Origin of the sequence: Ideonella azotifigens, assembly GCF_006519715.1 — a bacterium.
Lineage (GTDB): Bacteria > Pseudomonadota > Gammaproteobacteria > Burkholderiales > Burkholderiaceae_C > Ideonella > Ideonella azotifigens.
The window spans coordinates 1-11098 of sequence record NZ_VIDT01000126.1 but is presented as its reverse complement, the minus strand read 5'-3'; the positions used below and the strand labels follow the sequence as shown (position 1 = coordinate 11098).

At 65.5% G+C, this 11098-nt stretch carries 10 protein-coding genes and 1 pseudogene; 5 read left to right on the top strand and 6 right to left on the bottom strand.

The window, feature by feature from the left end; genetic code table 11:
- The 3 genes from FKP22_RS10590 to FKP22_RS10580 form a co-directional block, all read left to right on the top strand.
- The coding region (locus FKP22_RS10590; RefSeq protein ID WP_141287460.1) for a GNAT family N-acetyltransferase at window positions 1–654 on the top strand (654 nt) is incomplete at its 5' end.
- Between the two features lie 11 nt (window positions 655–665).
- Window positions 666–1970: a lysine N(6)-hydroxylase/L-ornithine N(5)-oxygenase family protein gene (locus FKP22_RS10585; RefSeq protein ID WP_141287459.1), complete on the top strand. Its 1305-nt coding sequence runs from the start codon at window positions 666–668 to the stop codon at window positions 1968–1970.
- Between the two features lie 119 nt (window positions 1971–2089).
- Window positions 2090–4267: a TonB-dependent siderophore receptor gene (locus FKP22_RS10580; protein WP_141287458.1), complete on the top strand. Its 2178-nt coding sequence runs from the start codon at window positions 2090–2092 to the stop codon at window positions 4265–4267.
- Window positions 4268–4935: 668 nt separating this feature from the next.
- Here the strand turns inward: FKP22_RS10580 and FKP22_RS10575 are convergent.
- From FKP22_RS10575 to FKP22_RS10550, 6 genes are all read right to left on the bottom strand, one after another.
- Window positions 4936–6231 (bottom strand): epoxide hydrolase family protein, encoded by a 1296-nt coding sequence (locus FKP22_RS10575; protein ID WP_141287457.1) that lies wholly within the window; start codon window positions 6229–6231, stop codon window positions 4936–4938.
- Window positions 6232–6240: 9 nt separating this feature from the next.
- Window positions 6241–6621 (bottom strand): nuclear transport factor 2 family protein, encoded by a 381-nt coding sequence (locus FKP22_RS10570; RefSeq protein ID WP_141287456.1) that lies wholly within the window; start codon window positions 6619–6621, stop codon window positions 6241–6243.
- Window positions 6622–6693: 72 nt separating this feature from the next.
- Entirely contained in the window at window positions 6694–7737 is a 1044-nt protein-coding gene (locus tag FKP22_RS10565) for an SDR family oxidoreductase (protein ID WP_211361366.1), read from the bottom strand.
- A gap of 8 nt (window positions 7738–7745) precedes the next feature.
- Window positions 7746–8339 carry a TetR/AcrR family transcriptional regulator gene (locus tag FKP22_RS10560; protein ID WP_141287455.1) on the bottom strand — a complete coding sequence of 198 codons (594 nt, stop codon included), beginning with the start codon at window positions 8337–8339 and terminating at the stop codon, window positions 7746–7748.
- An 85-nt stretch (window positions 8340–8424) separates the two neighbouring features.
- Complete coding sequence (locus FKP22_RS10555) at window positions 8425–8805, bottom strand: nuclear transport factor 2 family protein (protein ID WP_141287454.1); 381 nt, start codon at window positions 8803–8805, stop codon at window positions 8425–8427.
- A 41-nt stretch (window positions 8806–8846) separates the two neighbouring features.
- Window positions 8847–9611, bottom strand: a complete 765-nt coding sequence (locus FKP22_RS10550) for an SDR family NAD(P)-dependent oxidoreductase (protein WP_141287453.1) — start codon at window positions 9609–9611, stop codon at window positions 8847–8849.
- Window positions 9612–9739: 128 nt separating this feature from the next.
- Between FKP22_RS10550 and FKP22_RS10545 the strand changes: the two genes are divergently transcribed.
- Together FKP22_RS10545 and FKP22_RS10540 are read left to right on the top strand one after the other, a co-directional pair.
- Window positions 9740–10681, top strand: coding sequence for a LysR family transcriptional regulator (locus FKP22_RS10545; protein WP_141287452.1), 942 nt, complete (start codon window positions 9740–9742; stop codon window positions 10679–10681).
- Between the two features lie 153 nt (window positions 10682–10834).
- A pseudogene (locus FKP22_RS10540) lies at window positions 10835–11098 on the top strand (hypothetical protein); the annotation flags it as partial.

The following is an 11098-nucleotide window of genomic DNA, read 5'->3' as shown; positions in this document are numbered from 1 at the left end:
CATCCGCTGCAGTACACGCTCAGCCAGGGCCGCCGCCACCCGCGCCGGCCCGCCAAGCCCAGCGGCACGGTCTACCAGCGCCACATTCCCTGGCTGGGCCAGAGCCTGTCCTTCCGCACCGTGGACCTGGTGCAAGACCTGCCGGTGTTCAGCCGCTGGATGAACGACCCGGTGGTGGCCGAGTTCTGGCAGGAAGAAGGCGACCTGGCCAGGCACCGCGCCTACCTCGAAGGCCTGGCGGTCGACCCGCGCGTGCTCAGCCTGATCGGCTGCTTCGACGGCCAGCCCTTCGGCTACTTCGAAGCCTACTGGGCCAAGGAAGACCGCATCGCCCCGTTCTGCGACGCGCAGGACTTCGACCGCGGCTGGCACGCGCTGGTCGGCGAGGCCCGCTTTCGCGGCGCGCCCTGGCTCACCGCGTGGATGCCCGGCATGTCGCACTACCTCTTGCTGGACGATTGCCGCACCCAGCGCATCGTCATCGAGCCGCGCGCCGACAACGCCAGGATGATCCGCAGCCTTTCGCGCTGCGGCTATGCGCTGATGAAGGAATTCGACTTCCCGCACAAGCGCGCAATGTTGGGCCAGCTGCTGCGCGAGCGCTTCTTCGGCGAAGCCCTGTGGATTCCCGCGCGTCCCGGCGCGTCCCTTTGAAGGTTGCCTCCATGCACATCCACGACCTGATCGGCATCGGCTTCGGCCCGTCCAACATCGCACTGGCCATTGCGCTCGAAGAGCGCCGCGCCGCTGGCAGCCGCGCGCCGGACACGCTGTTCATCGAGAAGCAGCCCGGCTTCGTCTGGCACCAGAACATGCTGCTGGACCAGGCCCACATGCAGATCTCCTTCCTGAAGGACCTGGCCACGCTGCGCAACCCCGCCAGCCGCTTCACCTTCCTGAACTACCTGCATGACAAGGATCGCCTGCAGGACTTCATCAACCTCAAGACCTTCTTCCCCAGCCGCCACGAGTTCAACGACTACCTGGGCTGGGCGGCGGCCCAGTTCGAGGACCGCTGCGCCTATGCCGAGGAAGTGCTGGAAGTGCTGCCCGAGGGCCGCGCCGGCCAGGTCGAGCTGCTGTGCGTGCGCACGCGGGACGCCCGTGGCCAGACCCGCGAGCGCCTCACGCGCCACCTCGCCATCGGCATGGGCGGCGCGCCGCATGTACCGGCCGGCTTCCAGCCGCTGAAGGAAGACCGCCGCGTCTTCCATTCCAGCCAGTACCTGGGCGCCATCGCCCGCGTGCCGGAGGCCAGGCGCATTGCGGTGATCGGCGCGGGCCAGAGCGCGGCCGAGATCTTCATGGACCTGCAAGGCCGCAGCCCGGTGCACGAGATCGACCTGGTGATGCGCGCCCGCGCCATCCGCCCGTCGGACGACAGCCCGTTTGCCAACGAGATCTTCAATGCCAGCTTCACCGACTTCGTCTTCAGCCGCCCGGACGCCGAGCGCGCCGAGCTGCTCGAAGAGTTCTGGCACACCAACTACGCCGCACCCGACCTCGCGCTGGTGCAGCAGATCTTCGACGTCTTCTACCGCCAGCGCGTCAGCGGCCAGGACCGCCACCGTTTCCTGCGCCGCCACGAAGTGGCCGAAGTGCAGGCCAGCCGCGAAGGCGTGACGCTGACGCTGCGCGACCTCAACCACGACCTGCTGCAGCACAAGACCTACGACGCCGTGGTGCTGGCCACCGGCTACGAACGCGACGGCCACCGCCGCCTGCTCAAGCCGCTGCGCGAACACCTGGGCCGCTTCGAGGTGGACCGTAACTACCGGCTGCGCACCACGCCGGACTTCAAGCCCGCCATCTTCCTGCAAGGCGCCTGCGAGTCCAGCCACGGCCTGAGCGACACGCTGCTCTCGGTGCTCGCCATTCGCTCCGACGAGATCGGCCAGGCCTTGCTGCAAGCGCTGGCCGGCGAGCGCAGCGCACCGCCCTCGCGGCTGCATGAGGCGCCCACCCACTGAAGCACGCCCTGGTTGCGCCAGCACATCACGACCCCGGCCCGCCGGGGCGTTTTCGTTTTTCCCTCTCGCTTTTTCCCTTCGTTTTTCCTTCCTTCTTTTCACCGATTCAGGAGTACTTGATGCCTTCGCTGCACCGTCCCCGCCTGCTCTGCGCCGCCCTTGGCGCAGCCTTCGGCACCCTGCTGGCCACCAGCGGCACCTCCGCCTTCGCCCAGGGCAGCCCCGCACCGGTGCCGGCAGACAGCAGCACCGAAACCAGCACCACGCTGCCCGTCGTGCGCGTGACCGGCAAGGCGCCGGTGAAGGACGGCACCGCGCTGCAGCGCGAAGGCGATGCCAAGGACGGCTACAAGACCAAGACCGTGTCTTCGGTCGGTGCGCTGGGCAGCGTCTCGCTGCAGGACACGCCGTTTGCCATCAGCGTGCTGCCGCTGCAGCTGCTCGAGAACCTGCAGGCCCAGTCGCCTGACGACCTGTTCAAGCTCACCCCTTCCAGCCGCAGCGCCACGCCCCAAGGCACCGGCTGGACGCCGGTCGTCAACATCCGCGGCTTCGACGGCAGCAACACCGCCGAAGACGGCCTGCGCCGCATCTACAACCACGCGGCCGTGCTGGAAGACAAGGAGCGCGTGGAAGTGCTGAGCGGCCTCTCGGGCTTCCTGTTCGGCGCGGCCACGCCGGGCGGCATGGTGAACTACGTCTACAAGCGCCCCACCACCGAGCGGCTGAACAGCGTGACCGTGGGCAACTACGGCGGCAGCCAGTGGTTCGTGCACGGCGACTTCGGCGGCATGATCGACAGCGAAGGCCAGTTCGGCTACCGCCTCAACCTCGTCAAGCAGGACGGCGAGACCTCGGTCGACCAGCAGAAGATCAACCGCAGCCTGGTCAGCGGCGCGCTGGACTGGCACATCACCGACCAGCTGCTGCTGGAGCTCAACGGCGTCTACAACAAGTACCACACCGACGGCCCGTCGGCCTACTGGTTCTACGACGCGCCGCACGGCAAGGCACCGGACGCCGACAAGCTCTGGGGCCAGCCCTGGGTGCAGGACGAGTTCGAGAACACCAAGCTGATGGGCAAGCTGAGCTACAAGCTCAACGACCAGCTCACGCTGCGCGGCGCCTACATGCGCGACAACATCGACCGCCCCATCCAGGACCACGCGCAGAACTACGTGGGCGATGTGGCGGCAGGCTACGAGCAGATCGGCATCCGCTCCGGCCGCACCAAGGACCGCTTCGACGCCGCGCAGGCCATGGCCGACCTGAACCTCGACACCGGCAGCGTGCAGCACAAGCTCACCCTGGGCTACGCCATGTACCAGGACAAGTTCTACGCCACCACCTTCAACCCCAACACCGGCTGGATGGGCCCGTTCCCGCTGGACCAGCCGCACCACATCGCCGAGCCCACCTTCCCCGAAGACACCACCAAGCCCATCTACGCGGCCAAGGTGCGCAACAGCAACTGGCTGATCGGCGATCAGGTCCGCTTCACCGAGCAGTGGTCGGCCCTGCTGGGCATCAGCCACAGCAGCATCGTCACCAGCGACTATGACGAAGAACTCGGCAAGGTCGTGAAGGACTACGACAAGTCACGCAACTCGCCCTCCGTCTCGCTGATCTTCAAGCCCATGCCGTGGCTGACCACCTACGCCACCTACATCGAGGGACTTGAGCAAGGGGGTGTTGCCCCCGCGGAGGCGACAGGCAACAAAGATGAGGTCATGCCGCCCATGATCAGCAAGCAGAAGGAATTGGGCGTGAAAGCCGATGTGGGCGGCATGTTGCTCACCGCCGCGTTGTTCGACATCGAGAAGGCCAATGAATACACGAATTCGGACGGCTTCTACGTGCAGGACGGGCGGCAACGCCACCGCGGCATCGAACTCGGCGCCACCGGCAAAGCCACCAGCGACCTCACCCTCTTCAGCGGCTTCACCTGGCTCGCGCCCAAGGTCAGGGGCGGCGATTACGACGGCCTGCAGCCCATCAACGTCGCCAAGGTCCTGGCCAAGGTCTACGCCGAATACCAGCTGCGCTTCATCCCCGGCCTGAGCCTGAACGGCGGCGTCTTCTACACCGGCAAGCAATGGGCCAACGAGACCAACACCGACCGCCTGCCCGCCTACACCACCCTCGACCTCGGCCTGCGCTACACCACCACCGCCGCCAACCACCCCGTGACCCTGAACCTCTACGCCAGCAACGTCACGAACAAGAGCTACTGGCAGAACTCGTACTACGTCGGCTCACCACGCAACGTGGCGTTCTCGGCGAATGTGAAGTTCTGATCTTGGCTGCCGGAGCCAACGGGGGCCGGTAGCCATGACGGCCAGCGAGTGACGGCTTCAGGGCTGGCTGCAGTTTTCTCGATGCGAGCGGTGTCCGTCGTTTCGTCTCCTTCGCCGAATGCCGGGCCAATGCTGCACGCACCCTGCCGCGCACGTCGGCCGCCGGCGCCGCGCTCGTGGGCTTTCGTGACGCCTCGGCGAACCCGCCGTGGATCGAGTTCGCAACCAGCCCGTCGACGAGGTTCGTCTTCGAGCCGAGGGAGATGCCTCGCACGTTCCAGGGTGGACGCTTCGTCGCACGCAAGCACCCGCCTGGATACCTCGAGCTTCTGGAGGCCGTTGGCGAGTTGGGCTTCGCGCTCGGTGATCTGTCTTGTTCACTCTCCCGCGTGGAGTCGCGGGTCGCGCGGCAAGGCAAGGGCAACAGCCCACGGCTGGCGTTCGGCTACCGCGTCGGGACCCTGATGTGTCGGAGCAACGCTGGAGTTCTCGTAGATCCACATTGACTGGTCCCTGGACGAGTCGAAGAGACCGTAGCCAACGGTCTGGGGACGGATGACTTGGATCAGCGCATGGCCTGACAGTTGAGTTCCGAACTCGATGACCAATCTCGGCCTTTCCTCCGCATGAATGAACATCGGCGCGTGCCGCCCCCGCGACCGCCCGCATCATGCGCGAACCGTCTGGAATGCCTTGCGGAGCTCTTCGGTGAAGATCGCCGGCTGCTCGAAGGCTGCAAAGTGACCGCCGCGGTCCACCTTGTTCCAGTAGATGAGGTGGGGCCAGTGCGCCTCCGCCCACGATTTCGGCGTCGTGAAGATCTCCTTGGGAAACATGGTGGCCGCCATCGGCAGGTCGATGACACCGGCGTTGAAGCTGGCGGAGCCCTTGCGCGTGTTCTCCCAGTAGAAGCGTGCGGACGAGGCCGCCGTGTCGGTGAACCAGTAGACAGAGATGTCATCGAGCATCTCGTCCATCGTGAGCACCTTGTCGACGCTGCCAGGGTTGTCCGTCCACGCCTGGAACTTCTCGTAAATCCAGAGGGCCAGGCCGCCCGGAGAGTCTACCAGCGGATAGCCGATGGTCTGCGGGCGGGTCGCCTGCTCCCTGAAGTAGCCGGCCCAGTCGCCCGTGAACTGCGCGGCACGATCCATGGCGTATCGCTCTTCCGCTGTCGGGTCCACCGGCAGCTTGTCCGGGAAGACGAAGGCCCAGTTCACATGCGCGGCCACCAGCCCGTCAGGCTTGACGTGGCCGAGCGCGTGGGTCACACCGGATCCCCAGTCTCCCCCTTGGGCAACCCAGCGGTCATAGCCCAGGCGCTTCATCAGGACACCCCAGGCCTTGGCCGTGCGGACGACGTCCCAGCCCGTTTCGGTGGGCTTGCCCGACCATCCGAACCCCGGCAGGGAGGGAATGACGACGTCGAACGCCTCTTCGGCGCGGCCGCCGTACGCAGTCGGGTCCGTCAGCGGGCCAATCACCTTGAGGAATTCGACCACCGAGCCCGGCCAGCCGTGGCTCATGATGACGGGCAGCGCGCCTGGGTGCTTGGACTTCACATGGATGAAGTGGATGTCGAGGTCGTCGATGCGCGTCCTGAACTGCGGGTAGCCGTTGATCTGGCGCTCGAACCTTCGCCAGTCGTACTCGTCGTGCCAGTACTTGACCACCCGCTTCGCGGTGTCCAGCGGCACGCCTTGTGACCAATCGGAAACCGTTTCACGCTCGGGCCAACGCATCATCGCCAGGCGGCGCTTCAGGTCGTCAATGTCGGTTTGTGGCACGGCGACCCGAAACGGCATGATCGCTTCTGGCACGCCGGCTGCCTGGCCGGCGAACGCGGTCGCCTGGGACAGCAGGCTCGTCGTGAACGCAGCAGCCGAGGCACCGCGCACGATGCCGAGAACCGCATCGCGGCGAGGGATATTTTCGGCGGACAGCCGCTTCAAGACATCGGACATGACGGGCCCTCAATCCTTCTTGAATGCAGCGGCAGCCGCTGCGGTGTCGAGTGCTTCGCGCAGCAACTTGATCTTGCCGTTCTCCGCGATCAACACGCCGGCATAGGTCTGGCGGTACACCTTGCCGGTGTCGGGCACCAACGCTTCGACCGAATACTCGGCGAATGCCTTGTCGGGCGTGTCGATGAACGACTTGAATTCCTTGAACCTGAAATCGGGCACACGCTTCAGTAGGCCGGTCAGGAGTCCTTCGACTCCGACAGGTCCGGTGACATGCACCTTGATCGTCGGAAGTTCCAGCACGCCATCGTCGGCGAAGAGCGCACCGGCGGCAGCGGGGTTCCGTGCGTTGTCGGTGTAGGCCTTGAGGAGGTCGAGCGCAGTTTTCATTGTGAGGTCGCGTTCTGGTGGATCGAAGGTCGTGGACGGAGTTCGGCAATTGGGTTCACGGGTTACGGAGGCTCAGGGCCGTGGGCTGCTGGCCACGAGCCCTCTGGACAGCAGGCTTTGCGCTGCAGAGGCCACGGCGTCTTCACTGCTGCGTGGCGCCCAGTCCAGCAGTTGGCGGGCCTTCCGGTTCGAGATGTGCTTGTCCTTGCCCAACTCGGGCAGCACCTGCCTGAGCTCCGGCTTGAAGAGCGAGGCGACACGTACCAACCAGTTGGGAAGCTCCCTGGTGGGCGCCTTGGCAGCGACGTCGCCGAAGCGCTCGCGGAGCATGGCAGCGACCTGGAGCATCGACACACAGTCGCCGGCCGAAGCGAGAAAGCGCTCGCCGGACGCCTTCGGGTGAGTCATGGCCCGGATGTGGAGGTCTGCGACGTCGCGCACATCCACTACGCCGAAACACACCTTGGGACAAGCGCTGAGCCGGCCCTCGAGCATCTGCTTGACCAAGGAGATCGACGACGAGTAGTCGGCCCCGAGAACGGGGCCGAAGATTCCCACTGGATTGATCACCGTCAACTCCATGCCCTGCCCTTCGGTGGCGACAAAGTTCCAGGCCGCCTTTTCGGCCAAGGTCTTGGACTTGACGTAGGCGCTGGAACTCGCATCGAGGTGAGTCCAGGACGTCTCGTCGAGGGCTTGGCTGCCACGCCCGTGGCCGTAGCCGATCGCGGCGAAGGAAGATGTGAGGACGACCCGCTTCACTCCGGCGTTTCGTGCGGCGGTCAGCACGCGCAGAGTGCCCTCACGGGCGGGGACGATAAGGTCGTCTTCATGCTTCGGCGCGGCAGGCGGGAAGGGGGACGCGACGTGGAGGACGACCTCGCAGTCCTTGACCGCATCGGCCCAGCCTTCGTCCCGTTGCAGGTCGGCCATCGCGAAGCCCAGTCGGTCATCGGCATGGGGACTGTCTTGACCCACCATGGAGCGAACGAGTGCCCGCCGGCTTTCCGAGCGCACGGTCGTACGCACTTCGTGCCCGCTCTGGAGGAGTTGCTCGATGCAGTGGCTACCGAGGAAGCCGGAGCCGCCAGTGACGAGAATCTTGCCTATGCCCATCGGATCCCTCACTTCTTCACGTGACAGCAGACTCGAACACAGAGCCGAAGGCGCTCCGAGAATTCGCGCGGAGAGGGCGAACCCTCCTTCCAGGTGAGACCGCAGAGGAACAGCACCTGCGCCACCTCTTTTGCCGAGCGGTTCGCACCGGACGTCGTGAATTCAGGCGACGCGGCCAGCGCTCCGGCGATGCGCTTCATGAACGCGCCCTTAACCTCCTCGACCGCGGCAGGAGACAGCTGATCGCCCGTCACAATGACGTCGAACGACGCGGGACTGAACGTGGCCAGGTGCCTTCCGAACCAGGCATCCAGCGCCGCCGTCAGGCGGTCGACCAGCGACAGGTCGGTCCGGCCGAGCGCCTTGTCCACCAGGGCCATGCAGTCGTCGAGGTACTTCTGCATCGCGGCGAGGAAGATCTCGTTCTTCCCCGCGAAATGCAGGTAGAGACCCTGCTTGGAGATTTCGGCGGCAGCGGCCAGATCTTCTATCGAGGTCTTCCGGTATCCGTGCCGTCCGAACTGCTTGACGGCGGCGTCGAGGATCGAGTTCCTCCGGGCCTCCGCCGCCGGTGGAGGTGCTTCACTTGATTTGCTTGCCATGTATCAAGTGTACTAATTTGGTCAATCCGGTCAACTGCCGGGCGTATCGCGGGCGCCAATCTTCGGCGCCGGCCTGGCAGCAACTTCAACCCTTGCTGAACGCGCGCGCAGCGGCCGCGGTGTCAAGTGCCTCGCGCAGCAGCTTGATCTTGCCGCCCTCCGCGATGAGCACGCCGGCATAGGTCTGGCGGTACATCTTGCCGGTGTCGACCACCATCGCCTCGACGGAATATTCGCCGAAGACCTTGTCGGGCGTGTCGATCCAGACCTTGAAGTCCTTGAAGCGAAAGTCGGGCACCTTGGCCAGCAGGCCGGAGAGCAGGGCCTCGACGGCCGCGGGGCCCCGGGCATGCGCCTGGACCGTCGGCAGTTCGAGGACGCCGTCGTCCGCGAAGAGCGCCGCGGCGGCGGCGGGAGTGCGGACATTGTCTTGATAGGCCTGAAGCAGTTCGAGTGCGGTTGTCATGAGACTTTCCTTGACAGGTGAGGGATTCGTCGATGGGCAGTTCAGACCTGCGCCATGCCACCATCGGCGAACAGTTCGATGCCGGTGATGAACGACGAATCGTCGGAAGCGAGGAACAGCGCCGCCCTGGCGATGTCGTCGGGCTGTCCGATGCGGCCGATCGGCAACTGTGCGGTCAGGTAGTCGAGCAGGCCCTGCTGCTGCGCGGCCTCGGGCCCTGCGAGCTCGACCAGGCCGGGCGTGTGGATCGGCCCTGGCGACAGCGTGTTGATGCGGATCGCACGGCCCTTCAAGTCCAAAACCCAGCTGCGGGCGAGGTTGCGCACCGCGGCCTTGGTCGCGCTGTAGATGCTGAAGTTGGCAGTGCCCTTCACGCTGGTCGTCGAGCCGGCCAGGATGACGGAGGCGCCGTGTGTTGCCTTCTCCAGCAAAGGCAACGCCTTCTGCACCGTGAACACGACGCCCTTCACGTTGCGTTCGAAGGTCTGGTCGAAATGCGCTTCGGTAATTGCGCCCAGCGGCAGCATCTCGCCCCCGCCTGCGTTCGCATACAGCACGTCAACGCGGCCATGCTGTGTCCGCACCAGGTCGTAGAGCTTGTCCAGTTCGTCCAGCTTGGTCGAGTCGGCTCGCACACCCTGGGCGTTCTGCCCGATGGCGGCGACGGCCGCATCCAGTTCGGCTTGACGCCGTCCCGTGATGTAGACGAACGCGCCTTCGGACGCGAATGTCTTGGCGGCTGCCAGACCGATGCCGGTGGTGCCACCGGTGATGACGGCAACCTTGCCGGTGAGCTTGTTTCCCATGTGGTGCTCCTGTGTTGAGAGGGTGAGCGAAGCTTACGAATGTCATGGGTAGGAATAAAGACGAGGATTTGCACTTCTTATTTCATGTGCTTGAATAATGGGGACGAAACAACCCAACGGCCAATGCCATGGACCAACTGCTGGCGCTGCGCGTTTTCGTGCGGATCGCCGAATCCGGGGCTTTCTCGCGCGCCGCCGACACAATGAACATTCCGCGACCCACGGTGACCAAGCTCGTCCAGGATCTGGAGCGCCACCTGGGGACGAAACTTCTGCATCGGACGACGCGGCGCGTCAACGTGACGCCGGAGGGCGCGGCCTACTACGAGCGGGCCACCCGCCTGATCGGCGAACTCGACGAGATGGACGAAAGCGCTTCGCACTCGCGCGCCCTGCCGCGTGGGCGCATCCGGGTTGACGTCGGCTCGGTGGTTGCCAACATGATCCTCATCCCCGCGCTGCCGGGCTTCCGCGCGCGCTACCCGGATCTGCATGTCGATCTCGGCGTCAGCGATCGTCCGGTCGACCTCATTGGAGAGGGCGTGGACTGCGCGATCCGGGGCGGGCCGTTGCCGGACACGTCGCTTGTGGCGCGACGCATCGCCGACATGGATTGGGTGACCTGCGCCAGCCCGGTCTACCTGAAGGCGCGCGGCGTTCCGTTGCACCCTTCCGAACTGATGCCCCAGCCGGCCCAGGACGCCGGCAAGCGTCGCGTTCCCGGCCACGCCGTCGCCGGCTATTTCTCGTCGCTCACCGGGCGAGCGTTCCCGCTCGAATTCCACAACGCGGGCGAGCGGATATTGGTGCATGGCCAAGTGGAGGTGGCCGTCAACGAGAGCACCGCGCATTTGAGCGCTCTACTGGCTGGGGTGGGAATCGGGCAGGCATTCAAGTTCATGGCCGCGCCGCACATCGAGAACGGCCGTTTGACCCGCCTGCTCGACGACTGGACGCGCCCGCGCCAGCCCTTCCACGTGCTGTACGCGAGCAACCGGCACCTGAGTGCCAAGATCCGGCTGTTCGTGGATTGGGTGGCCGAAGTGTTCGCGCCATTCGACGATCGGTAGGCCTCGAAGGACTGGGCTGGAAGAAGCAGCGGCACCTGTTCGACCATCTGCGGCCAGGCTTGCCCGGGCTGTTCGCAGGAACGTCGTTTGCTCAGCTGCGCCGTCACCGCCTCGGCGGCTCACGAAATTCCGTGTTGACAGGAGCCTGTCCAAATGCAGATTCGCAGCTTGATTTCCTCCGCTCTGATTGGCGCCGTCGCCAGTGCGCGGTCCATGACGCCGATGGCGACCATTGCGGCGGCGCGGCTCGCGGGGCGGCAGACGCCGGGGAAGCTGGTCCTGCTGGGCCGGCCGGTGATCAAGTTCGGGGCCTTGGCGATGGGGGTTGGGGAACTGCTGGGGGACAAGATGAAGACCGCGCCGGACCGCACGGTCTTCCTGGGGCTGTTGGCGCGCGTGTTGAGCGCTGGGATCGCC

Bases quoted from the DNA above. Each gene is read 5' to 3' on its own strand.
- FKP22_RS10585 (WP_141287459.1), top strand. From the start codon at position 666: ATGCACATCCACGACCTGATCGGCATCGGCTTCGGCCCGTCCAACATC.
- FKP22_RS10580 (WP_141287458.1), top strand. From the start codon at position 2,090: ATGCCTTCGCTGCACCGTCCCCGCCTGCTCTGCGCCGCCCTTGGCGCA.
- FKP22_RS10575 (WP_141287457.1), bottom strand. From the start codon at position 6,231: ATGTCCGATGTCTTGAAGCGGCTGTCCGCCGAAAATATCCCTCGCCGC.
- FKP22_RS10570 (WP_141287456.1), bottom strand. From the start codon at position 6,621: ATGAAAACTGCGCTCGACCTCCTCAAGGCCTACACCGACAACGCACGG.
- FKP22_RS10565 (WP_211361366.1), bottom strand. From the start codon at position 7,737: ATGGGCATAGGCAAGATTCTCGTCACTGGCGGCTCCGGCTTCCTCGGT.
- FKP22_RS10560 (WP_141287455.1), bottom strand. From the start codon at position 8,339: ATGGCAAGCAAATCAAGTGAAGCACCTCCACCGGCGGCGGAGGCCCGG.
- FKP22_RS10555 (WP_141287454.1), bottom strand. From the start codon at position 8,805: ATGACAACCGCACTCGAACTGCTTCAGGCCTATCAAGACAATGTCCGC.
- FKP22_RS10550 (WP_141287453.1), bottom strand. From the start codon at position 9,611: ATGGGAAACAAGCTCACCGGCAAGGTTGCCGTCATCACCGGTGGCACC.
- FKP22_RS10545 (WP_141287452.1), top strand. From the start codon at position 9,740: ATGGACCAACTGCTGGCGCTGCGCGTTTTCGTGCGGATCGCCGAATCC.